The organism is Nesterenkonia sp. E16_10 (assembly GCF_017347085.1).
GTDB lineage: Bacteria > Actinomycetota > Actinomycetes > Actinomycetales > Micrococcaceae > Nesterenkonia.
Genome location: NZ_JADPSA010000042.1, coordinates 60,202 through 81,586 on the forward strand (window position 1 = coordinate 60,202; position 21,385 = coordinate 81,586).

The window sequence follows — 21,385 nt, forward strand, 5'->3', positions numbered from 1 at the left end:
CCCGAGCAGTCCCGACAGAGCTGTCCAGAAGCGGCAGCGCAGTTCCAGCAGGCGCCCACGCAGCGCACACCCCGATTTCAAGGAGCACCATGTCCCACGCCCGCATCATCGTCGACCGTGACTTCACCATCGCCGATGTTCCTCCGCGACTCTTCGGCTCCTTCGTGGAGCATATGGGCCGCTGCGTCTACACCGGAATCTACGAGCCCGGCCACCCGGAGGCCGATGACCAGGGATTCCGCAAGGATGTGATGGCCCTGGCCAAGGAGCTCGGCGCCACGGTCGTGCGCTACCCCGGAGGCAACTTCGTCTCGGGCTACAACTGGGAGGACGGGGTCGGCCCGCGGGAGGACCGACCGGTGCGGATCGACGGCGCCTGGCACACCATCGAGACCAACGCCTTCGGCCTGCACGAGTTCGTCGAATGGGCCAAGCGCGCGGACATGGAGGTGATGGAGGCGATCAACCTGGGCACCCGCGGCGTGGACGAGGCCCGGGCGCTGGTGGAATACGCCAATCACCCCTCCGGCACCTACTGGTCGGATCTCCGCCGCGAGCACGCCGCTGCCGCAGGCACCAGCGAGGAGCCCTTCGGCATCAAGCTGTGGTGCCTGGGCAACGAGCTCGACGGCCCCTGGCAGATCGGGCACAAGACCGCCGAGGAATATGGCCGGCTCGCCCAGGAGGCCGCGAAGGCGATGAAGCTGGTGGACCCCGACATCGAGCTGGTCGCCGTGGGCTCCTCGGGCAAGCAGATGCCGACCTTCGGCACCTGGGAGCAGACCGTGCTCAGCCACACCTATGACGAGGTCGACTACATCTCGATGCATGCCTACTACCAGGAGCACGACGGCGACGCCGCCTCGTTCCTGGCCGAGGCGGTGAACATGGACGGCTTCATCGACGGGGTGGTCGCGACCATCGACGCGGTGAAGGCGGCCGGGAAGCACACCAAGCAGATCGATATCTCCTTCGACGAGTGGAACGTCTGGTACCAGCAGGGCGTCGATACCGAGGACCAGCCGGAACAGGTGGCCAAGGAGTGGAAGTCCCATCCGCGGCTCATCGAAGACCGGTACTCGGTCACGGACGCCGTCGTCGTCGGCACCCTGATGCACTCGCTGCTGCGTCACGGGGACCGGGTGCGGATCGCGAACCAGGCTCAGCTGGTCAACGTGATCGCTCCGATCCGGTCCGAGGAGAACGGGCCGGCCTGGCGGCAGACCATCTTCTGGCCCTTCGCGCGGATCGCGGAGCTGGCCACCGGCGAGATCCTGCGCCTGGTCGTGGACGCGGATCAGCAGCCCACCACGCGGCACGGCGACGTGGACATCATCGACGCCGCCGCCACCTACGACGCCGAGACCGGGGCGCTGAGCCTGTTCGTCGCGAACCGCGGGTTGGAGGAGGCTGCCGAGGTCTCCCTGGACCTGCGCGGTTTCACCGCCAGCGAGGTGCTGCGCGCGGAGGTGCTCACCATCCCCGAGGGCGGTGACCGGCACACCGCCAATGACCTGGAGCGCCAGGAGGCCGTGGGACTGGTGCCGTTGAACGGCGTCCGGCTGGAGGACTCCGGGCACGGGGCGGCGGTGCAGATGAGCCTGCCGGCCCTGTCCTGGGCCGTGGTGCAGCTGAAGGTGGCCTGACCCGACCCGGGTGGTGATGGGGTATATGGTCAGCCTGACGGCACTGTATGCCCCATCACGTACCGTCCACGGTTCTCGAAGCGACCGGTCTAGGAGCAACCCATGGTTCAGCGTCAACTGCCCAAGCCGCGCGACATCGCGCCGCTGATGAAGTTCAAGAAGTTCGACTTCAACGCCTCCCGCCGCAGGCTGGCCGCGGCGCTGACCATCGAGGACCTGCATAAGATCGCCAAGCGGCGCACCCCCAAGGCCGCGTTCGACTACACCGACGGCGCCGCGGAGGGTGAGTTCTCGCTGACCCGGGCCCGGGAGGCGTTCCAGGACATCGAGTTCAACCCCTCGATCCTGCGCGACGTCTCGGAGGTCGACACCTCGTGTGAGATCTTCGGCGGACGCTCCGCGCTGCCCTTCGGGATCGCCCCGACCGGGTTCACCCGGCTGATGCAGACCGAGGGAGAGATCGCCGGGGCCACCGCGGCCGGGGCCGCCGGGATCCCGTTCACGCTCTCCACGCTGGGGACCACCAGCATCGAGGCGGTCAAGGAGGCGAATCCGGCCGGACGCAACTGGTTCCAGCTCTATGTGATGAAGGACCGCGAGATCTCCTATGACCTCACCGAGCGGGCCGGCAAGGCAGGGTTCGACACGTTGTTCTTCACCGTGGACACCCCGGTGGCCGGGGCCCGGCTGCGGGATAAGCGCAACGGGTTCTCGATCCCGCCGCAGCTGAGCCTGGGCACCGTTCTCAACGCGATCCCGCGGCCCTGGTGGTGGTATGACTTCCTGACCACCCCGCCGCTGGAGTTCGCCTCACTGACCTCCACCGGAGGCACGGTGGGGGAGATGCTGGACAAGGCGATGGATCCCTCGATCAGCTTCGAGGACCTGAAGATCATCCGGGGACTGTTCCCCGGGAAGCTGGTGGTCAAGGGGGTGCAGAACGTCGAGGACGCGAAGAAGCTCGCCAGCCTCGGAGTGGACGGGATCGTGCTCTCCAACCACGGCGGCCGGCAGCTGGACCGCGCGCCGGTGCCGTTCCACCTGCTGCCCGAGGTGGTCCGTGAGGTCGGGGAGGACCTCGAGGTCACCATCGACACCGGGATCATGAACGGAGCCGACATCGTGGCCTCGATCGCGCTGGGCGCGAAGTTCACCCTGATCGGGCGGGCGTATCTCTATGGGCTCATGGCCGGCGGCCGGGCCGGGGTGGATCGGACGATCGAGATCCTGGCCGATCAGGTGGAGCGCACGATGAAGCTGCTGGAGGTCCCGAACCTCGCAGAGCTGACACCTAAGCACGTGACCCAGCTGGAACGCCTGGTCCCCCGCGCCCGCTGACCTCCGTTTACCTGGGTGGTTGAGTAATCCGGCGGTGACGTTCCGACCGGATTACTCAACCACCCAGGAAGGCGGGGCGGCTCAGCGCTTGGACGCGCGGTAGCCCGCGTTCCGGGCGCCGGCCGTGGTGGCGAAGCACTCTTCGGGCTTGGTCGCCTTGTAGTACGCCCCGTTGGGCACGTGGTAGATCCCGGAGTTGGCGTTGCCCTTGACCGGGTAGCCCTTCGGGCAGTTGAAGGTCGAGGACGTGATCTTCACGCTGGTCGGCTTCTTCACCGGGGCCGGCGACTTCACCGCAGCGGTCGATGCCGAGCTGCGGGTCAGCGTGGTGTGTCCGGACTTCTTGCCGGTCACCACCACCGAGATCCGCTTGCCCTTATGGGCGTTGGCGACCTTATAGGTCCGGCTGGTCGCGCCCTTGATCGAGGTGCCGTTGGCGCGCCACTGGTAGGAGAACGATGTCGAGGATGTCCAGGTCCCGACGCTGGCCGAGAGGGTCTTCCCGGTCGTCGCCGAGCCGGTGATCTTCGGGGTGGAGGACCGCGCCACCTTCAGCGTGGCCGCCGAGGTCTTCGAGGCGGTGGCGTAGCCGGAGCGTTTCCCCGTCACCTGCACGGTGATCCGCTTGCCCTGCTGTGCGGTGCTCGGGGTGAAGGTGCTGCGCGTGGCGCCGCTGATCGCCTTTCCGTCGGCGGACCACCGGTAGCTGCGAGCGGTCCCGCTGGTCCAGGTGCCCGGCTTCGCGGTGAGCTTCGCGCCCACGGCGGCGGCGCCGGAGATCGTCGGGGTGGGAGCGCGCAGGGTCTTCAGTGCGGCGCGGCTCGTGGTGAGATCGACGCCGGCTGAGCCGGCGGGCGCTGAGGCGCTGATCACGGAATGGGTGAGCGGCGTCGTCCTAGGCTCTGGGGGTGGCGCGGAGGCGCCGATCAGAGTGGCGGCCAGAACGGTGGTGGTCAGGACCGTGGTGATGGTCCGCCAATGCTGGGAGGTCCCCATGGCATTCGTCTCCAGTGTGAGGCGTCCGCTGCGCGGGACGGGACGGCACCAGGATCTGCTCCTGAACAGTGTGATCATATAGCGGAACATGCCGATGTCCACCGCCCCGGCCGGGCCTGGGACCGGTGTCGCAGTGCTTCACGACCCTGCCAGGCGCGGCGTTTCATGCGACCATGGAAAAGGTCTGTTTCTCCATACATCTCGAGAGTGAGGCGGGAGCACCGCATGGCGAATGCACCCCTGCACATCATCACCCTGGTCAAGTGGGTCCCCGATGCCCAGCTGGAGCGCCGGTACAACGCCGAGGGGCGCATCGACCGCGCCGAGGGCGTGCTCAGCGAACTCGACGAGTACCCGCTGGAGGCCGCCCTGCAGCTGCGTGAGGCCGCGGCGGACCGGGAGGTGCGGGTCACCGCGCTGACCATGGGCCCCGCCGGAGCCAGCACCGCCGCGAAGAAGGCCCTGCAGATCGGCGCCGACGACGCCTACCAGCTCACCGATGAGGCCCTGATCGGGGCGGACATCTGGGCCAGCTCGGTGGCGCTGAGGGCCGCCGTGGAGGCCGTGGCTGGCGCCGGAGAGTTCGACTCCGGTGAGCCCGAGTACCTGGTGCTCACCGGCATGGCCTCTGAAGAGGGTGAATCCGGGGCGATCCCCGCCCAGCTGGCCGAGCGCCTCGGCGCCCACGTGGTCACCTACGCCACCGGCCTGGAGCTGACGCCGGACCGTCTCGTGGTCACCCGCTCCGGAGGCACCGAGTCGCAGAAGGTCGCGGTGGCGATGCCCGCCGTCGTCTCGGTCACCGATCAGGCCAACGACCCGCGCTACCCCAACTTCAAGGCCATCATGGCCGCGAAGAAGAAGCCGCTGACCCGGCTCAGCCTCGCCGATATCGGGCTGCGCCCCGAAGAGGTCACCGCGAAGGTCCGGGTGCTGAGCACCACCGCGCGTCCGCCGCGCACCGCCGGAGAGATCATCACCGATGAAGGGGACGCCGGTCTGAAGGTCGTCGAATTCCTCGCGAAGGAGCGTCTGCTGTGAGCAATGTCCTGGTCTTCTTCGATGTGCTCGGCGAGGCGCTGAGCCCGACCCAGCGCGAGCTGATCGCGCAGGCCCAGTCGCTGGGCGAGGTCCATGTCGCCGTCGGCGCCTACCAGGGCGACCCCACCCCGGCGCTGGCCCTCGCCGGCCTCGGTGAGGTCTATCTCGCCGAGACCAGCCTGCCCGCTCCCGAGGTCGCCGTCGTGGACCTGCTCGAGACCGCCGTCGCGGAATGCGAGGCAGAGGTCATCCTGGGCTCCTCCACCGCGGACATCACCGACGCCCTGGCCCGGCTCGCCGTGCGCCTGGACACCGGGATCATCTGCGGGGTCGCGGGGCTCAACGGTGAACTCGTCGCCACCAAGTCGGAGCTGGCCGGGTCCTATACGACGACCTCGCAGCTGATCCCGGCCCCGGGCCGGCCGCTGGTCGCGACCTTCAAGCCCAACAGCCTCGACCCGCAGCGGGTCGACGCGCTCCTGGACGCCGGGGACCAGCCCGACGGCACCGTGCTGCCGGTGCGCCCCTCCGAGGGGGGCGTCGAGGTCCTCGAACGCACCGCCCTGAAGGTCTCCGCCCGTCCAGCCCTGGCGGAGGCGCGCGTGGTCGTCGCCGGCGGTCGCGGCGTCGACGGAGACTTCACCCCGCTGGAGGACCTCGCCGATGAGCTCGGCGCCGGACTGGGCGCCTCCCGGGCGGCCACCGACGCCGGCTGGATCGAACACGCCGCCCAGGTGGGCCAGACCGGGGTCACCGTCTCCCCGCAGCTCTACATCTCCGCCGGGATCTCCGGCGCGATCCAGCAGCGCGCGGGCATGCAGACCGCCGGCACCATCGTGGCGATCAACAAGGACGAGGACGCTCCGGTCTTCGAGATCGCCGACTTCGGCGTGGTGGGGGACCTGCACGAGGTCATTCCGCAGATGATCGAGGAGCTGCGCCGCCGCAAGGGGTGACCCTGCGCATCGACACCACCCCGCTCACCACGCCGACCACTCTCGGAGGAGACACATGCCTCACCCCACGGCCCGCTTCGCGCTGGGCCCCGCCCTGATCTTCTGCCCGGCCAGCCGGCCGGAGCTCTTCGCCAAGGCCGCCGGCGCCGCGGATGCGGTGATCATCGACCTTGAGGACGCGGTGATCTCGGGAGAGAAGGACATCGCCCGGAACAATATGGTGCAGGCGCTGAACTGGGGCGACCGGTCCATGGACCCGAGGCGGACCCTGGTGCGGGTCAACGCTCCGGGCTCGGGCGAGCTGGAGGCGGACCTGCGCGCGCTCTCGGGCACCGAGATCAGCTATGTCGTCGTGGCCAAGGCCGAACGGACCGAGATCCTGGACCAGGTGGCCGCCGCCCTGCCCGGCGTCGGGCTGATCCCGCAGATCGAGACCCCGGTGGGGGTGCTCAATGACCTCGCCCTGGCGCAGCACCCGGCCACCGTGGCGCTGATCTGGGGGACCGAGGATCTCATCGCCGGCATCGGCGGCACCACCTCACGCAACAACGACGGCTCGCAGCGTGAGATCATCCGGTTCACCCGCAACCGGCTGCTGCTCACCGCCGGCGCCGTGGGCGTGCCGATCATCGACGCGGTCTTCACCCGGGTCCCGGACCTGCAGCGGCTGGCGGTGGAGACCGAGGACGCCTGCGCCTCCGGGTTCATCGGCAAGGCGTGCATCCACCCCAAGCAGATCGACCCGATCCGGCAGGCCTACACGCCCACCGCCAGCGATCTGGAATGGGCCAAGGGGGTCATCGCCGCCTTCGAGAACGCCGCAGGCCTGGCACCCGGCGCCGGACATCGTGCCGACCCGGACCTGGCCGGCGCGTTCAGCTTCCGCGGTGAGATGATCGACATGCCGGTGATCACCCAGGTCCAGCGCATCCTCACCCGCTTCGAGTCCATCGGCAAGGTCGTCTGAGCCGCACTCCACGCGGACCCAGCGCCGCACGCCACGCGGACCCAGCGCCGCACGCCACGCGGACCCAGCGCCGCTCGCTCGCCTGCGCCCCAGCGCAGGCTCCCCGCACCGCCCGAAAGGTGACCCACTCACGATGTTTGCCGGTTTCTATGAGGAGATCCACGAGGAGTTCCGCGAGGTGGTGCGCGAGTTCGTCGCCCGCGAGGTCACCCCGCACTACCAGGCGTGGGAGTCTGCGCACATGATGGACCGCTCGCTGTGGCTCGCCGCCGCCGAGAACGGGCTGCTCGGCCTCGCCGTGGGCGAGGAGCATGGGGGCATGGGGCTGGGGGACTACCGGTTCCGGATGATCCTCGACGAGGAGCTGGCCCGCGCCGACGCGCTCGCGGTCTCCCTGGCCCTCCACCTCCATGACGACTGGGTGCTCCCGGCGCTGCTGAAGTTCGGCTCTGCCGAGCAGCAGGCGGCCTGGCTGCCCCGCTTCATGGACGGCTCCTTCGTCTCCTCGGTCGCGTTCACCGAGCCCGGCGCCGGCTCGGACCTGCGCGCGGTGCGCACCAAGGCGGTCAGGAACGACGACGGCGGCTGGACCCTCGACGGGCAGAAGACCTTCATCGGCAACGGCATCTCCGGCGACGGCGCCCTGGTGCTGGCCCGGACCGACGGCTCCGACGTGCGCCAGCGCGGCACCGAGAGCTCCTTCAGCCTCTTCCTGGTCGAGAAGCAGGACAACCCCGGCTATCAGCCCGGCCGGCAGCTGGAGAAGATGGGCCTGAAGGCCTCCGACACCGCCGAGCTGTTCTTCGCCGGGGTGCAGATCCCTCACGCGAACCTGATCGGGGAGCAGGGCCGCGGCCTGGACTACGCCAAGGCGATCCTGCCGCAGGGCCGGCTCGGGATCGCCACCTCTGCCGCGGCGATCACCGCCGAGGTGCTGCGCCAGACGCTGAGCTACGTGGCGCAGCGGCAGACCTTCGGTCACTCGGTGAGCGAATATCAGAACACCCGGTTCCAGCTCGCTGAGCTGCAGGTGGGGCTGGAGGCCACGCAGCGCTACGTCGCGGCGGCCGTAGACGGCTTCAACGCCGGGGAGCTGGACCTGGTGGCCGCGTCGAAGGCGAAGCTCTTCGCCAGCGAACGGGCGAAGGCCTCGGTGGACGCCTGCCTGCAGCTCCACGGCGGCTATGGCTACATCCTGGACTACCCGGTGGCCCAGGCCTACCTCGCGGTGCGCCTGCTCACGATCTTCGGCGGCACCAGCGAGATCCTGAAGGAGACCATCGCCGCGGAGCTGGGCTGATCAGCCCAGTACCCGGGTCATGAACACGCTGTTCGGATCCGGGGTGTAGCGCCCGAACGGCGGGCACTGCGTGAACCCATGCCGCGCATAGAGCCTGCGCGCCGCGGCGAAGTAATCCTCCACCCCGGTCTCCAGACTCAGCCTGGTGTAGCCGCGAGCACTCGCCACCGCCAGCAGATGGGCCAGCATCCGGGCCGCCACACCCTGCCCGCGCGCGGCGGCCGAGGTGCGCATGGTCTTGATCTCCCCGTGCTCAGGGTCCAGCTCCTTGAGCGCCGCGCATCCGGCCAACACCTCGGCGGGCTCGAACCAGGCGCTGAAGAACGCCATCCCGGGTCCGGCCAGCGCCTCGAGGTCCAGCGCGTGGATGCTCTCCGGCGGCGAGGTGGCGTGCATGTCCTGCAGGTGCTCGACGATGAGCGCCCGCACGGCCGGATGATCCAGGGTCCCCTCGGTGATGCGCATGCTCGATATTCTGCCACCGGTGGCGGCACGGACTAGTCTGTCCTTCGTTGCCTGCGCAGGTCAGCGTCTGGGAACTGGAGCAGCAGGAGAGCGGAACACCATGAGCACAGCAGCACCCACGGCCACGCAACGACGCCGCGGCTCCACCCTGATCTACCTCTTCGGCGCCCTTGGTGGGCTGAACTGGGGCTATGACACCGGAGTGATCTCTGCGGCGCTGGTGTACCTGCGTCGGGACTTCGAGCTGAGCAGCTGGGCCGAAGGTGGGATCGTCACCGGGCTGATGATCGGCGCCGCCATCGGGGCCTGCCTGGGCGGCGGGCTCTCCGACCGCTATGGCCGGCGGGCGGTGCTGCTGATCACCGCCGCGCTGTTCCTGGTCGCTCCGCTGGGGATGGCCTTCGCGCCCAACGCCGAGGTGCTCTTCGCCGCCCGGCTGGTGGTCGGGCTCGGCACCGGCCTGGCCGCCGTCGTGCTCCCGGTGTATCTCTCCGAGATCGCTCCGGCGCGGATCCGTGGCAGGGTCACCGCCTCCTATGTGATGGCGATCGTGATCGGGCAGTTCCTCGGGTTCGTGGTCGGGGTGGCCTTCGCCCCGGTGGAGTCCTGGCGCTGGATGCTGGGCCTCTCGGTGATCCCCTCGGTGCTCTTCGCGCTGGGGCTCACCGTGGTGCGTGAGACCCCGCGCTGGCTGGTCCACCGCGGCCGGGAGGCCGAGGCCGAGGCGATGCTGCTGCGCGACCGGACCCCCGAGGAGGCCCGCCGGGAGCTCGGTGAGATCCACGAGGTCCACGAGGTGGAACAGCGCGAGGGCGTCACCGGTCTGCGCGCGCTGCGTCGGCCCTGGGTGCTCTCGATCCTCGGGGTGGGCTTCGGGCTCGGGGTCTACCAACAGGTCATGGGCATCAATGCGGTGCTCTACTACGCGCCCACCACCTTGCAGAACGTCGGCTTCTCCGATGAGGGAGCGATCGGCTCCAACCTGATCATCGGGGCGCTGAACATCGCCGCGGTCTGGATCGCGATCCGCTACACCGACCGCTGGGGACGGCGCCCGATGCTGCTGATCGGTGCCCTGGGCACCTCGCTGGCGCTCGCGGTGCTCGCCGTGGTGAACCTGGCCATGCCGGCCCCCGAGGGGCTCGGTGCGCTGGGCATCGCCACCCTGTCCTGCCTGGCCGTGTTCATCTTCATGTTCCAGGTCAGCTGGGGGGCTCTGGTCTGGGTGGTGCTCGGAGAGATCTTCCCGCTGGGTGTCCGGGCCGCCGCGATGGGCGTGGTCACCACGGCGCACTGGCTGGCCAACGGTCTGGTCTCGCTGCTGTTCCCGACCGCACTCGCCGCCTTCGGCGTGGGCTGGATCTTCGCCGGGTTCTCCCTGATCTGCTTCACTGCCTTCCTCTTCACCTGGAAGAAAGTCCCGGAGACCAAGGAGCGCACGCTGGAACAGATCGAGACCGCGTTCCGCCGGGCCGGCTGAACCCCCGAGAGGTCGACGCTGACCAGCACCGACGCCCGGAACCAGCGGTGCTCTCAACCGCCGAACCCTTGACAGTGAATATGGCCTCCACCACATAATGGCCCTCGGACAGCTGTCCGAATCTTGCGGCGCCCTTGCAGCGTCGGCAGTCCCGACTCCGCCGCGAGAGGAGAGGTCCCTATGACCATGAGCTTCAGCCACCAGACCCTGGGTCAGCGGGTCTGCTTCGGCGCCGGAAACCTGACCACCGATGTGCGCGGCGAGACGAAGCGTCTCGGCGCCCAACAGATCCTGCTGATCGCCTCCGGCAGTGCGCAGCGCGCGGCCGATGAGCTCCATGCCACGCTGCGCATCGCCCACCGGCTCGACGGCGCCCGGCAGCACGTCCCGGTGGAAGAGGTGGAGCTGGCCTGTGATGCCGCGACCCAGGCCGAGGCGGATCTGATCCTGTGCGTGGGCGGGGGCTCCGCCATCGGGCTCGGCAAGGCCGTCGCCCTGAAGACCCGGGTCCCGATCCTGGCGGTGCCCACCACCTACGCGGGCTCGGAGGCGACCAATGTCTGGGGCGTCACCGAGGCCGGTGCCAAGGCCACCGGAGCCGACGACGTGGTCCTGCCGAGAACCGTGGTCTACGACGCCGAGCTGGTGCGTGACCTTCCGGCCGAGCTGGCCAGCGCCTCGGGGATGAATGCGCTGGCCCACTGCATCGACTCCTTCTGGGCTCCCCATGCGGATCCGCTGAACCGCCTGGCGGCGGAGGAAGCCATCCGGGCCCTGAGCCGGGGGATGGCACAGTCCGCCGCGGCCCCGAGCCGCAGCCTCGAAGCGAGCCAGCAGCTGCAGTACGGCGCCTATCTCGCCGCCACGGCCTTCGCCTCGGCCGGCTCGGGTCTGCACCACAAGATCTGCCATGTGCTGGGCGGATCCTTCGGCCTGCCGCACGCGCAGACCCACGCCGTGATGCTGCCCCATGTGCTCGCCTTCAATCTGGGGTCAGCCCCGGAGGCCGGGGAGCGCATCGCGGCGGCGCTGGGAGCCGCAGACCCGCTCGAGGGGCTCACCGGGCTGCGCGCCCAGATCGGAGCCCCGCACGCGCTGCGCGACCACGGACTCAAGGAGGCGGACCTCGAGCGCGCCGCAGAGCTGATCCTCGGCGTCGTCCCGGCCAGCAACCCGCGCGAGATGACCCTCGAGGACGCCGCTCAGCTGATCCGCGCCGCATGGGCCGGCGGTGACCCCGCCACAGATCTCTTCAGTCACAGATCGCAGCAGTCACTTCTATAGAAGGGCACCATCATGACGTATCTGCTCGGCTCCCACCACGTGACGCTCTCCGTGGGCAAGGCCCAGGAGGACGTGGACTTCCACACCAAGGTCTTGGGCATGCGGTTCATCAAGAAGACCGTGCTCTACGACGGCTCCATCCCGATCTATCACCTCTACTATTCCAACGCCAACGGTGATCCCTCCGCCGTGGTCACCACGTTCCCCTGGGCGCAGCAGGGCCGCTTCGGCACCCGGGGCACCAACCAGGCCCGCGAGGTGATGCTCGCGGTGCCTGCCGGCTCACTGGACTTCTGGGCGCAGCGACTGGGCTCGATGCAGATCGAGCATCAGCAGTCGGAGCTCTTCGGCGAACGACGCCTGGCGTTCAACCACCCCTGCGGACTCGAGTACGTGCTGGTGGGCGTGCACGGGGACACCCGGGTGGGACACCCCGGTCATGGGGTACCGCCGGAGCACGCGGTGCATGGGATCTACGGGATGGGCATCCACGTCTACGACCAGGACCGGATGGTCGACTTCGCCAAGGACGTGTTCTTCCTCGGCGGGGAGATCGCCGAAGCCGGCGACGTGGCTCGGTTCAAGGTCGGCTCCGATGAGTTCGGCAACTGGGTCCAGCTGCGCGGCAACCGCACCGATGACCAGGGCACCTGGCGCTTCGCCGCGGGCACCTACCACCACTTCGCCTGGAACTTCGACACCCTGGAGAACCAGGAGGCCTCGAAGTTCGAGATCGAGGGTGCCGGCTACACCGACATCTCCGAGCTGAAGGACCGCACCTACTTCAAATCCCACTATGTGCGCACCCCCGGCGGGGCGCTGTTCGAGCTCGCGGTGACCCACGCCGACGGCGGCTGGGACTGCGACGAGTCCCCCGAAGAGCTCGGCCAGAAATTCATGCTGCCTCCGCAGTTCGAGCACGAGCGCGAGCACATCATGTCCCAGCTCGAACCGCTGAGCGTGGACGACTGATCCGCCGTGCCCACCCATGACCAGCTTGCTCTGGTGCACCACGGTGTCGCCGCCGAGGACGCCCGCATCGTGGTGTACGGGGTCCACGGTCGCACCCAGAGTCCCCAGTTCTTCATCGACCTCGCCGCACGCCTGGAGCTGGAGGGGGTCTGCTGGTGGCTGCCCGCCGCAGCCGACCACTCCTGGTATCCGGGGAAGTTCATGGAACAGCTGGAGGCCAACCAGCCGCAGCTGGACCAGGCGCTGGGGGTGATACAGGACCAGCTCTCCCAGCTGCTCCAGGCGCGCGACGCCGGAGGCGCCCCGGTGGTCGTCTTCGGCTTCTCCCAGGGTGCGTGCCTGCTGGCCGAGCACCTGCTGGTCTCACAGCCCGGGGTCGACGGCGCCCTGCTGCACACCGGCGGCTACCTGGGCCCGAGGCCGCGCAGCTTCGCTCCGGCGCCCGACCCTGGGCTCAGCGGACTCGCGGTGGAGCTGTTCTGCGCCGACGAGGACCCCTGGGTGCCGCTGCACCGGGTCAAGGACACCGCCGCGGCGTTCGAGGGTCTGGCCGGAGTGACCACGCTGAGCGTGTACCGCGACGAAGAGCATCACATCACCGAGGACGCAGCCGCCCGGATCCGCGAGTACCTCACCCGGCGCGCCCGGGCCTGAGCCCGCGGGTTCCTGGTGCCTCGGCGGGCTCAGCGCAGCTCGTGCGCCAACCGCTGGATCGCCGCCGGGCCCACCAGGTCCCCGGAGAGCAGCGGCAGCCTGTCCACCGGCACCCCGGGCATCAGCTCGGTCAGGGAATCAAGGTGCCGCTGCTCCTGGGCTCGGCGCTGCGCCAGGTACTCCCCGGCGTCGGTGGGGGAGAGCCGATTGACCACCAGCCCACCGACCTCCACGCCGGCCTCGCGCAGCTGGGCGCAGAGCGCCACCGATTCCAGGACCGGCAGCCGCTCGGGGGTCAGGACGATCACGAAGCTGCAGGTCTTCGGGTCGGAGAGGACCTCGCGCATCATCTCAAACCGCGCCTTCCGCCGGGTCAGCACCTGACGGATCCGCTGGTCGCGGTTGCTCGGAGAGGTCTTGGCGGGGTCGTCCTCACCGTCGAGGACCCGCACCGCGGCCCCGAAGCGCTCGGCCTTGCTGCGCCGGGTCAGCAGCCCCGACATCCAGGTGGACATGATCTCCGGAAGCGCCATCAGCCGGGCGGTATGCCCGGAGGGCGCGGTGTCGAACACGATCAGGTCGTGGGAGTCCAGGCCGTATTCGATCAGCACCGCGATCCGTTCCAGGATGGCTGACTCATGGGTGCCCGGTGACTGGGCGGAGAGCTTCAGGTGCGCGGCGACCTGGGGGTGGAGGTGCTCGGGCATGAAATCGCGCAGGTTGGCTCCGACCTCGGCGAGATGTTCATCGATGGTGCGCTGCGGGTCGATCTCGATGCCGCGCAGGACTCCGCCGGAGCACTCGCTGCGGTAGAGCTCCACCGGGTCATCGCCCACGGTCTGGTCCCACAGGTGGCCCAGGTTGTGCGCGGGGTCGGTGGAGACCAGCAGCACCCGTCGGCCGGCGGCCGCCTGGTGCAGCGCCACGGCCGAGGCGGTGGCCGTCTTGCCCACCCCGCCCTTGCCGCCGAGGAACAGCACCCGGCGTCGTTCAATCAGGTCCAGCAGCATCGGTACCGAGTCCTTTCAGCAGCAGCCGAGTCCGTCCATCGGGGAGCGCTCCAGCCCCTGACGGGTGTGCCATTCATGCATCCGGTCGAGCATCTCGGGCAGCAGCTCCAGGGTCATCCCGGAGGCGGGGTTCGGCAGGCCCAGCGCCTCGGAGAGCACCAGCATCATGAACAGGTCCTCCTCGTCGCGCTTGGCGCGGGCGAAGACCCGGCGATAGGGGGCGACGTAGAACTCATGGAGCCCGGCGTTGAATCGCTTCCACAGGCTCGCCGACTCGCCGACCCTGGCCCCAGAGGAGCTGGGATCCCGTGGTCGCTGGTGCTGTGGTCGCGGATCCTGCGGAGGAGGGTCCTGCCCGGCTGAGCTTGAGACGGTGTTCCCCTTTCCCGCATGAACCGGTCATCTCGTGTGAGGCACCTCATGCTACGCCAGAGCGGTCAGCCGGTGCTGAAATCCTTGACGCGGGAAGCCGCCAGGGTGACACTGGACTCCATCGGACACGCGTCCGCATGATGAAAGGTGATCATGGACATCGGTCTGCTGCTGTTGCGCCTGGTGCTGGCGCTGATCCTCTTCACCCATGCCGCCCAGAAGCTCACCGGCTGGTTCGGCGGCAACGGGCTGCGCCGCCAGGGGGAGATCTTCGCCTCCCTGGGCCTGCATCCGGGCCGCGGAATGGTCCTGGCGGCGGGCCTCTCCGAGCTCATCGCCGGCGGCCTGCTGCTGCTGGGACTGCTCACTCCGGTCGGGGCGCTGCTCGCGACCGCGACCATGCTGGTGGCCGGGGTGACCCTGCAGCTGAACTCCGGGAACTTCTGGAACGTCGCGGGAGGCGGGGAGTACCCCTACGTGCTGGCCGCGGCCGCCGCCGTGCTGGGATTCACCGGGGCCGGAGCCTATTCGCTGGACGCCGCGCTGAACGGAGCCGCGTGGGCCACGCTGGTCCAGGAGCCCGCCGCCTGGGTGGGCATCCTGGTGGTGCTCGCGGCGCTGGCGGGGGCGACGCCCTTTGCTCTGGTGGTCCGCCGCGCCGCCGGCGCCCGCTGACCCGCGGGCCGGCAGCACCGCACGGCTGGCAACACCGCACGGCTGGCAACACCGCACGGCTGGCAACACCGCACGGCGGGCCGCACCGCCACCGCCACCGCAGCCCGCCGCACCGCCGGCTCAGGCCTCCGGGCCTCTGCCCTGGGCGGTGTGGGTCTTCTCGGTGCGGTATTCGGTGTAGGTGTACGGGTTGTCCAGGATCTTGGTCTCCGGGACGTCGGGGCTCATGCCGGCCTCCCACTCAGCCTGTCCCAGCTCGGAGGCGATGTGATCCACCGTCGCCTCCACGGTGCGGCGCACCTTGGCCAGGTCCACGTCCACCAGCTTGTGCTGATGCTTCACGATCCGGCCGTTGACCATCACGGTGTGCACATCCCCGCGCTGAGCCTGAAAGACCACGTGGCCGTGCGGGTTCAGGATCGGGAACATCGCCGGGGAGTCGTCGTTCTTGATCAGCACGATGTCGGCCTTCTTGCCGACCTCCAGGGAGCCGATGGACTTCTCCATCCCGAGCGCCTCGGCGCCGCCATGGGTGGCCCAGCCGACCACCTGGTCGGCGCGCAGGCCCAGGTTGGTGCAGGTCTCTCCGGTGGCGTGATGCTCGAAGTGCTCGCGCGCCCTGTCCGAGCTGAGCGTGGAACGCATCGCTGCGAACGGATCTGCGCTCCACCAGACCGAGGTGTCCACCGAGAGTGAGACCGGGATCCCGTGCCTGCGCAGCTGCCAGGACGAGGGATAGCCCTGCCCGCAGCTGGACTCGGACTCCGCCGAGACCGAGGCCGAACCTCCGGTGGCGGCGATGCGCTGATAGGAGTCCTGGTTCAGCGTCGCGGCGTGGACGTAGACGGTCTTCTCGTTCATGAATCCGTGCTCGTGCATGAGTCGGATGCCGTCGTCGTTGGTCGCGCCCCAGACCCCGGCGTGGGTGGTGACGCCTACGCCCAGGTCTCGGGCGACCTCGAAGGCCTTCTGCTCCGGGAACTCCGGGTCGCCGGTGACGTCGAAGGCCATCTGGAAGCCGAGCATGTCATCGCCGAGCTGGCCGCCCGAGCGCGGGATCCGGCGGTCCACGAAGTCGCGGAACTCACGCGAGGCGGACCATTCCCAGGGTCCTGCGTGGATGTTGCCATAGGCGAAGACGAAGCGGCCGGCGACCTCTTGGAGCGCGTCCACGGCCGCATCGGCGTGGTCCACGGTGGAGAGTCCGTGAGACCAGTCCACCGAGGTGGTGACCCCGGAGTCGATGGCCTCCACCGCGGAGAGCAGGTTACCGGCGTAGATGTCCTCGGGGCGGAACCTCTTGCCGTGTTCGAGGTAGTTCCAGACGAAGTACTGGGTCAGCGTCCAGTCCGCGCCGTAGCCCCGCATGGCGGTCTGCCACATGTGCCGGTGCGTGTCGATGAAGCCTGGAGTGATCATCCCGCCCTCGGCGTCGATCACCTGGGCGTGCTCGGGTGCCTGGAGATCCGGGCCGATGGCCGCGATGGTGTCACCCAGGACCAGGACGTCGCCCCTGGTCAAGACGCTGTGCTGCTTGTCCATGGTCAGCACGATCCCGTTCTTGAACAGGACGGGCGCGCCGGTGCCATTGGATGCGGCTTCAGAACTCATGTCGGCCTCCATTGAAGATCTCTGTGATGGTGCTCACGATAGCGGCCGTTCGCACAGTGGACAAGGGTCCGTTTACCTGTCGAGGTTGATCGCGAGGGGTTCATTCTAGGGACTTCCGGCCAGGTGGGCCTGGGGTTGACGGCCGCGCGCATGCGGTGTGAAACTGGTCACGAGATAAGCGGACGAGTGTCCGTATGACGACGCATTCGGGCGTGACGTGGCCTGTGTGGGACTCGCAGAAGGAGAACTCCGAGATGAGCCAGCACCATCCAGAGGAGACCGGCGCCGGAGGTGCCCGGCCCGGAAGCGATGCCGGCGCACAGGCCGAGCAGGCGCATCGGGCCGGGCAGTCAGGCGGGAGCCTGCCGCTGGAGGGAATCCTGATCGCGGACTTCTCCCGGGTGCTCGCCGGTCCCTACGCCACCATGCTGCTCGCGGACCTCGGCGCCGAGGTGATCAAGGTCGAGGGCACCGGTGGAGACGACACCCGGACCTGGGTCCCGCCCCGGCGTCCGGACGGGGTCTCCACCTACTACGCCTCGATCAATCGCAATAAGAAGTCGATCGTGCTGGACTTCAAGGACACCGAGGACCTCGCCGCCGCCCAGGCCCTGGCGCAGCGCGCCGACGTCGTGATCGAGAACTTCAAGCCCGGCGGACTCAAGAAGTTCGGCCTGGACTACGACTCGGTGGCCAAGGCCAACCCGCAGGTCATCTACTCCTCGATCACCGGCTTCGGCACCGAGGGTGAGGGGGCGAAGTACCCCGGCTATGACCTGATCGTCCAAGCCATGTCCGGGCTGATGAGCCTCACCGGCTCACCGGACGGCCCGCCCTACCGTGCTGGGATCAGCGTCTTCGATGTGATGGCCGGGCTGCATTCGACCATCGGCATCCTCGCCGCGCTGCGCCAGCGCGACCGCACCGGCGAGGGCGCCCACGTCGAGGCGTCCCTGATGGCCTCGGCCATGTCCGGGCTGGTGAACCAGACTCACGCCTACGTGGGCGGCGGCACCACCCCGATGCGGATGGGCAACGCCCACCCCTCGCTCTACCCCTATGAGGCCATGCCCACCGCCGACGACGACGTGATCATCGCGGCCGGCAACAACACCCAGTTCAGCAGGCTCTGCACGGTGCTGGGGATCCCAGAGATCGCCCAGGACGAGCGTTTCGCCGAGGTCGGAGACCGCACCGACCGCCGTGACGAGCTGCGCCCGATCCTGGAGGCCGAGCTGGCCAAGCACACCGCCCAGGAGCTCTTTGAGAAGCTCAACGACGTCGGGGTGCCCTGCGGACCGATCAACACCATCAAGCAGGGGGTCGAATACGCCGAGGCGCTGGGCCTGCGGCCGGTGGTGCAGGTGGGCACGGGAGACAGCGCCGTCCCCGGGGTCCGGCACCCGCTGAGCTTCAACACCATGACCCCGCGCTATGACCTGGCCCCGCCGGAGCTGGGGGAGCACACCGAGGAGATCAAGGCCTGGCTGAAGCAGCCGGCGCCCACGCGCAGCGGGCAGGGCCCCGCCGAGAGGACCCGATGATGAGCACCCCAGCACACGAGGATCAGACACCGAGCTACCCCACCTCGCTGGGAACCTCCACCACCGAGGAGATCAGCCTGATGGGGCAGTCCCTCTCGGAGGATCTGATGGGCAAGGTCGGATTCGCCGAGCTGGCCTTCTGGATGACCGCCACCCGCCGGCCCACCCCCGGTGAGCTGCGGACCTTCGAGGCGGTGCTGGTCGCGCTGGCCGATCACGGCTTCACCCCCACGGCCATCGCCGCCCGGCTGACCTACCTCTCGGCCCCGGAGTCCATCCAGGGCGCCATCGCCGCCGGACTGCTCGGCGGCGGCTCCCGCTTCCTCGGGGTCACCGAGGACACCGGGAAGTTCCTGCACCAGGTGCTCGAGGCCGACGACGGCGAGCGCAGCACCGAGGCGGACTACGACGCCCTGGCGCGTGAGGCGATCACCCGGGCACGGGCCGCGAAGCAGATCGTTCCCGGCCTGGGCCATCCGGTGCACAAACAGGGTGACCCGCGCACCCCACGGCTGATCCAGATCGCTGAGGAGGGCGGGACCCGCGGCGAGCACCTGCGCCTCTTCGAGGCCATGGGCCGGGTCAGCGAGGAGGTGCTGGGCAAGAAGCTTCCACTCAACGGCGCCGGGGTCTGCGGTGCGGCCCTTGCTGACCTGGGGCTTCCGGTGGACTTCCTGCGCGGCTTCGCGCTGCTCGCCCGCACCGCCGGGCTGCTGGGGCAGATCGCCGAAGAGCGGCGGAACCCGATCGCGAACGACATCTATATGCATGTGGACCGCAACGCCAGGTTCGTCCCGCCGACCGGCGAGGACGCCGGCGAGTCGAAGGGGAACTGAACATGGCAGAGCTGACCGCGGTGCTGGCGAGCACCCACCACCCGTTCTACTACAAGGCCACCACCTCCCCGGAAGACCAGCGACCGCCCTATGCCGCGGACTGGCAGCGCAAGGTCGAGGCCTACCGCGAGACGCTCACCGCCGCGGAGCCCGACATCCTGGTCATGGTCGGGGCGGATCACTTCCACCAGCTCTGGCTGGACAACTATCCGCAGTTCCTGATCGGCAAGCAGGAGAGATACGACGCGACCTTCTACAACGAGGAGCGCGAGTTCGGGATCCCGAAGTACACCCTCGCCGGGGACATCGAGCTCTCCCGCTATATGCACGAAGAGCTGCTGGGCAAGGACTTCGACTTCGCGGTCAGTCACGAGCTGAAGATCGATCACTCGATCATCTGCCCGATCATCACGGTCCGTCCCGAGGCGGACCTGCCGATCGTGCCGATCTACACGAACATCTTCGTGCCCCCGCTGCCCTCCCCGCGCCGGTTCTACCAGGTGGGACGGGCCATCCGGGAGATCATCGACAGCTTCCCCAGCGATAAGAAGGTCGCCGCCATCGGCACCGGACACCTCTCGCTGGAGCTCGGCGGACCCCGCCAGTTCGGCGAGCACGGACCCGATCCGCTCTTCGACGCCGACGCGATCGAATGGCTCTCCACCGGCAACATCGACGCGATCCTGACCAATGTCACCCACGAGTCAATGGCCGGGGCCGGCAACGCCACCCACGGATTCATGGACCTGCTGCTGATGATGGGCATCGCCGGCCCCGGGGTCCACGCCGACTACGTCGATCACCTGGATCTGTTCCACACCCGGGAGATGTACATGACCTGGTACCCGAACAAGACCAGGGGTCAGCTCGACGCGGCTGCCCGGGCCGCGGCGACCGCGCGGGCCAGCACCGGTCCGATCTACGCCACCGACCCGGCCTGGGAGAAGTTCCGCGTGAATCAGGAGCAGGCATGAGCAAGTACTACGTCAACAAGTTTCTCTTCACCATCGATCGGGACCCCGAATGGGTGGCCCGCTATCGCGAGGACCCCCGGGCCACCGTGGTCCGCTGGGAGAAGGAGATCGGGCGCTGGCTGAATCCGGTCGAGCAGACCAGCTGGCTGGAGTTCACGCATCAGGAGCGCGAGGCGCTGGCCACCCACGACTACGTGTGGCTCTTCGAGCATGGCGCCCATTTCTTCCTGAACCTGACCCTGTTCATCGCGCTCTTCGACGAGGAGTACGCCGCCGCGAAGGGGCCGCTGGCGTTCCAGACCGAGATGGTGCGGAAGCTGGGCCACTGGACCGGAAGGGACTACCCCTCGGTGGCGATGTGAGCCGCCGGCCCTGAGCCGGGCACCACTGCGGATCGGGCCAGGCTCACTCCTGCGGTGAGGCCAGCAGCGGGAGGCGCCCGAGGTCTGCGGAGTCGCGCTCGCGGGTGTGGCGGGGCAGCGACTGCCAGCGGGTCCAGTCCGCGGTGACCGCAGCGGCGGCCTCGCGCAGCGGGGGCAGGTGCTTGCTCAGCAGCGTCTCCACGCTGGTCTCCGCCGCGTGGACCGTGGTGTTCATCGAGGCCAGCACCCGGCCGTAGGCATCCCGGACCGGCACGGCGATGGACCGGATGCCCCGGGCCAGCTCCTCATCGGCCAGAGCGTAGCCCTGCCGCTGCACCCGGTCGAGCTCCTCGAGGAAGGACTTCTGGTCCCACTGCACCACCGGGACCACCGAGGAGCGTGACGGGTCGGAGAGCCGCTGCAGGATCTCCCGGCGCTCCATATCGGCCAGCAGCACCTTGCCCTGGGAGGTCGGCGGCGCCGGGAAGCGGGTACCGATGTCCACCCGCAGGCCGATCAGCTTGGGCACCGCGACACGGGCCACGTAGACGATGTCGGGGCCGTCCAGCTGGGACATCGAGGCCGATTCATGGGTGTGGGTCACCAGCGACTCCAGGTGCGGCTTCGCCACGTCCCAGAGCCCCAGCGAGCTCACATAGGCCATGCCCAGCTCCATCACGCGGGGGGTGAGCGAGAAGAGCCCGTCGTCGGAGCGCACGTAGTCCAACTCTTGAAGCGTCATCAGGATTCGCCGCGCGGTCGGACGCGCCAGGTCGGTGGCCTTGGCCACCTGGCTCAGGGTCAGGCCTGCGGGGTACTCCGGGGTGAATGCCTTGATGACGGACAGCCCGCGGGAGATGGCTTCGATGAACTCGGGGCTTCGCTCCGGTGACATCTGGTTC

The 21,385-nt window shown here is 68.9% G+C and carries 21 protein-coding genes; 15 read left to right on the forward strand and 6 right to left on the reverse strand.

Annotated elements, in window-relative coordinates:
* The first annotated feature begins 89 nt into the window (after positions 1-89).
* A complete protein-coding gene (gene arfA / locus I2487_RS13480) occupies positions 90-1,646 on the forward strand; it encodes an arabinosylfuranosidase ArfA (RefSeq protein WP_207170173.1) in 1,557 nt (518 codons plus the stop codon).
* Between the two features lie 102 nt (positions 1,647-1,748).
* Positions 1,749-2,984 carry an alpha-hydroxy acid oxidase gene (locus I2487_RS13485; RefSeq protein WP_207170172.1) on the forward strand — a complete coding sequence of 412 codons (1,236 nt, stop codon included), beginning with the start codon at positions 1,749-1,751 and terminating at the stop codon, positions 2,982-2,984.
* An 81-nt stretch (positions 2,985-3,065) separates the two neighbouring features.
* On the opposite strand, the gene I2487_RS13490 is transcribed toward I2487_RS13485, so the two are convergent.
* A complete protein-coding gene (locus I2487_RS13490) occupies positions 3,066-3,980 on the reverse strand; it encodes a sunset domain-containing protein (protein ID WP_207170171.1) in 915 nt (304 codons plus the stop codon).
* A 225-nt stretch (positions 3,981-4,205) separates the two neighbouring features.
* On the opposite strand from I2487_RS13490, the gene I2487_RS13495 reads away from it, so the two are divergent.
* The 4 genes from I2487_RS13495 to I2487_RS13510 all read left to right on the forward strand — a co-directional run bounded on the left by I2487_RS13495 (position 4,206) and on the right by I2487_RS13510 (position 8,244).
* Positions 4,206-5,021 (forward strand): electron transfer flavoprotein subunit beta/FixA family protein, encoded by an 816-nt coding sequence (locus I2487_RS13495; RefSeq protein ID WP_255546408.1) that lies wholly within the window; start codon positions 4,206-4,208, stop codon positions 5,019-5,021.
* Complete coding sequence (locus I2487_RS13500; protein ID WP_207170170.1) at positions 5,018-5,977, forward strand: FAD-binding protein; 960 nt, start codon at positions 5,018-5,020, stop codon at positions 5,975-5,977. The genes I2487_RS13495 and I2487_RS13500 overlap by 4 nt, the downstream gene beginning before the upstream one ends.
* Before the next feature lie 55 nt (positions 5,978-6,032).
* Positions 6,033-6,944: an HpcH/HpaI aldolase/citrate lyase family protein gene (locus tag I2487_RS13505; protein WP_207170169.1), complete on the forward strand. Its 912-nt coding sequence runs from the start codon at positions 6,033-6,035 to the stop codon at positions 6,942-6,944.
* Positions 6,945-7,077: 133 nt separating this feature from the next.
* Entirely contained in the window at positions 7,078-8,244 is a 1,167-nt protein-coding gene (locus I2487_RS13510) for an acyl-CoA dehydrogenase family protein (RefSeq protein ID WP_207170168.1), read from the forward strand.
* On the opposite strand, the gene I2487_RS13515 is transcribed toward I2487_RS13510, so the two are convergent.
* Positions 8,245-8,709, reverse strand: a complete 465-nt coding sequence (locus I2487_RS13515; protein ID WP_207170167.1) for a GNAT family N-acetyltransferase — start codon at positions 8,707-8,709, stop codon at positions 8,245-8,247.
* A 100-nt stretch (positions 8,710-8,809) separates the two neighbouring features.
* On the opposite strand from I2487_RS13515, the gene I2487_RS13520 reads away from it, so the two are divergent.
* The 4 genes from I2487_RS13520 to I2487_RS13535 all read left to right on the forward strand — a co-directional run bounded on the left by I2487_RS13520 (position 8,810) and on the right by I2487_RS13535 (position 13,099).
* A complete protein-coding gene (locus I2487_RS13520) occupies positions 8,810-10,189 on the forward strand; it encodes a sugar porter family MFS transporter (protein ID WP_207170166.1) in 1,380 nt (459 codons plus the stop codon).
* A gap of 186 nt (positions 10,190-10,375) precedes the next feature.
* Positions 10,376-11,473, forward strand: a complete 1,098-nt coding sequence (locus I2487_RS13525; protein WP_345941439.1) for a maleylacetate reductase — start codon at positions 10,376-10,378, stop codon at positions 11,471-11,473.
* Between the two features lie 12 nt (positions 11,474-11,485).
* The gene (locus I2487_RS13530; RefSeq protein WP_207170164.1) at positions 11,486-12,445 is read left to right on the forward strand and encodes a VOC family protein; all 960 of its coding nucleotides are present in this window, start codon (positions 11,486-11,488) and stop codon (positions 12,443-12,445) included.
* A gap of 6 nt (positions 12,446-12,451) precedes the next feature.
* The gene (locus I2487_RS13535) at positions 12,452-13,099 is read left to right on the forward strand and encodes a PE-PPE domain-containing protein (protein WP_207170163.1); all 648 of its coding nucleotides are present in this window, start codon (positions 12,452-12,454) and stop codon (positions 13,097-13,099) included.
* Between the two features lie 29 nt (positions 13,100-13,128).
* Here I2487_RS13535 and I2487_RS13540 read toward each other — a convergent pair whose 3' ends face one another.
* Together I2487_RS13540 and I2487_RS13545 are read right to left on the reverse strand one after the other, a co-directional pair.
* On the reverse strand, positions 13,129-14,109 hold the full coding sequence (locus I2487_RS13540) for an ArsA family ATPase (protein ID WP_207170162.1): 981 nt from the start codon (positions 14,107-14,109) through the stop codon (positions 13,129-13,131).
* A 15-nt stretch (positions 14,110-14,124) separates the two neighbouring features.
* The gene (locus I2487_RS13545) at positions 14,125-14,373 is read right to left on the reverse strand and encodes a cory-CC-star protein (RefSeq protein WP_036475954.1); all 249 of its coding nucleotides are present in this window, start codon (positions 14,371-14,373) and stop codon (positions 14,125-14,127) included.
* A gap of 261 nt (positions 14,374-14,634) precedes the next feature.
* Here I2487_RS13545 and I2487_RS13550 point away from each other — a divergent pair, with 261 nt between their 5' ends.
* Positions 14,635-15,156: a DoxX family protein gene (locus tag I2487_RS13550; RefSeq protein WP_207170161.1), complete on the forward strand. Its 522-nt coding sequence runs from the start codon at positions 14,635-14,637 to the stop codon at positions 15,154-15,156.
* A gap of 120 nt (positions 15,157-15,276) precedes the next feature.
* Here the strand turns inward: I2487_RS13550 and I2487_RS13555 are convergent, their stop codons facing one another.
* A complete protein-coding gene (locus I2487_RS13555) occupies positions 15,277-16,767 on the reverse strand; it encodes an amidohydrolase family protein (RefSeq protein WP_207170160.1) in 1,491 nt (496 codons plus the stop codon).
* Between the two features lie 254 nt (positions 16,768-17,021).
* On the opposite strand from I2487_RS13555, the gene I2487_RS13560 reads away from it, so the two are divergent.
* Genes I2487_RS13560 through I2487_RS13575 form a run of 4 tightly spaced genes read left to right on the forward strand, consistent with a single transcriptional unit; the run spans position 17,022 to position 20,483 of the window.
* The gene (locus I2487_RS13560) at positions 17,022-18,311 is read left to right on the forward strand and encodes a CaiB/BaiF CoA transferase family protein (protein WP_207170159.1); all 1,290 of its coding nucleotides are present in this window, start codon (positions 17,022-17,024) and stop codon (positions 18,309-18,311) included.
* Complete coding sequence (locus I2487_RS13565; protein ID WP_207170158.1) at positions 18,311-19,147, forward strand: citryl-CoA lyase; 837 nt, start codon at positions 18,311-18,313, stop codon at positions 19,145-19,147. The genes I2487_RS13560 and I2487_RS13565 overlap by 1 nt, the downstream gene beginning before the upstream one ends.
* Positions 19,148-19,149: 2 nt before the next feature.
* Positions 19,150-20,121, forward strand: a complete 972-nt coding sequence (locus tag I2487_RS13570) for a DODA-type extradiol aromatic ring-opening family dioxygenase (RefSeq protein WP_207170157.1) — start codon at positions 19,150-19,152, stop codon at positions 20,119-20,121.
* On the forward strand, positions 20,118-20,483 hold the full coding sequence (locus I2487_RS13575) for a hypothetical protein (RefSeq protein ID WP_207170156.1): 366 nt from the start codon (positions 20,118-20,120) through the stop codon (positions 20,481-20,483). The genes I2487_RS13570 and I2487_RS13575 overlap by 4 nt, the downstream gene beginning before the upstream one ends.
* A 43-nt stretch (positions 20,484-20,526) precedes the next feature.
* On the opposite strand, the gene I2487_RS13580 is transcribed toward I2487_RS13575, so the two are convergent.
* Positions 20,527-21,378: an IclR family transcriptional regulator domain-containing protein gene (locus tag I2487_RS13580; RefSeq protein ID WP_207170155.1), complete on the reverse strand. Its 852-nt coding sequence runs from the start codon at positions 21,376-21,378 to the stop codon at positions 20,527-20,529.
* Positions 21,379-21,385: the final 7 nt, after the last annotated feature.

Excerpts from the sequence above, each read along its gene's own strand:
- arfA (WP_207170173.1), top strand. The coding sequence starts at position 90 with ATGTCCCACGCCCGCATCATCGTCGACCGTGACTTCACCATCGCCGAT.
- I2487_RS13485 (WP_207170172.1), top strand. The coding sequence starts at position 1,749 with ATGGTTCAGCGTCAACTGCCCAAGCCGCGCGACATCGCGCCGCTGATG.
- I2487_RS13490 (WP_207170171.1), bottom strand. The coding sequence starts at position 3,980 with ATGGGGACCTCCCAGCATTGGCGGACCATCACCACGGTCCTGACCACC.
- I2487_RS13495 (WP_255546408.1), top strand. The coding sequence starts at position 4,206 with ATGGCGAATGCACCCCTGCACATCATCACCCTGGTCAAGTGGGTCCCC.
- I2487_RS13505 (WP_207170169.1), top strand. The coding sequence starts at position 6,033 with ATGCCTCACCCCACGGCCCGCTTCGCGCTGGGCCCCGCCCTGATCTTC.
- I2487_RS13510 (WP_207170168.1), top strand. The coding sequence starts at position 7,078 with ATGTTTGCCGGTTTCTATGAGGAGATCCACGAGGAGTTCCGCGAGGTG.
- I2487_RS13515 (WP_207170167.1), bottom strand. The coding sequence starts at position 8,709 with ATGCGCATCACCGAGGGGACCCTGGATCATCCGGCCGTGCGGGCGCTC.
- I2487_RS13520 (WP_207170166.1), top strand. The coding sequence starts at position 8,810 with ATGAGCACAGCAGCACCCACGGCCACGCAACGACGCCGCGGCTCCACC.
- I2487_RS13525 (WP_345941439.1), top strand. The coding sequence starts at position 10,376 with ATGAGCTTCAGCCACCAGACCCTGGGTCAGCGGGTCTGCTTCGGCGCC.
- I2487_RS13530 (WP_207170164.1), top strand. The coding sequence starts at position 11,486 with ATGACGTATCTGCTCGGCTCCCACCACGTGACGCTCTCCGTGGGCAAG.
- I2487_RS13540 (WP_207170162.1), bottom strand. The coding sequence starts at position 14,109 with ATGCTGCTGGACCTGATTGAACGACGCCGGGTGCTGTTCCTCGGCGGC.
- I2487_RS13550 (WP_207170161.1), top strand. The coding sequence starts at position 14,635 with ATGGACATCGGTCTGCTGCTGTTGCGCCTGGTGCTGGCGCTGATCCTC.
- I2487_RS13555 (WP_207170160.1), bottom strand. The coding sequence starts at position 16,767 with ATGAGTTCTGAAGCCGCATCCAATGGCACCGGCGCGCCCGTCCTGTTC.
- I2487_RS13560 (WP_207170159.1), top strand. The coding sequence starts at position 17,022 with ATGAGCCAGCACCATCCAGAGGAGACCGGCGCCGGAGGTGCCCGGCCC.
- I2487_RS13565 (WP_207170158.1), top strand. The coding sequence starts at position 18,311 with ATGAGCACCCCAGCACACGAGGATCAGACACCGAGCTACCCCACCTCG.
- I2487_RS13570 (WP_207170157.1), top strand. The coding sequence starts at position 19,150 with ATGGCAGAGCTGACCGCGGTGCTGGCGAGCACCCACCACCCGTTCTAC.
- I2487_RS13575 (WP_207170156.1), top strand. The coding sequence starts at position 20,118 with ATGAGCAAGTACTACGTCAACAAGTTTCTCTTCACCATCGATCGGGAC.
- I2487_RS13580 (WP_207170155.1), bottom strand. The coding sequence starts at position 21,378 with ATGTCACCGGAGCGAAGCCCCGAGTTCATCGAAGCCATCTCCCGCGGG.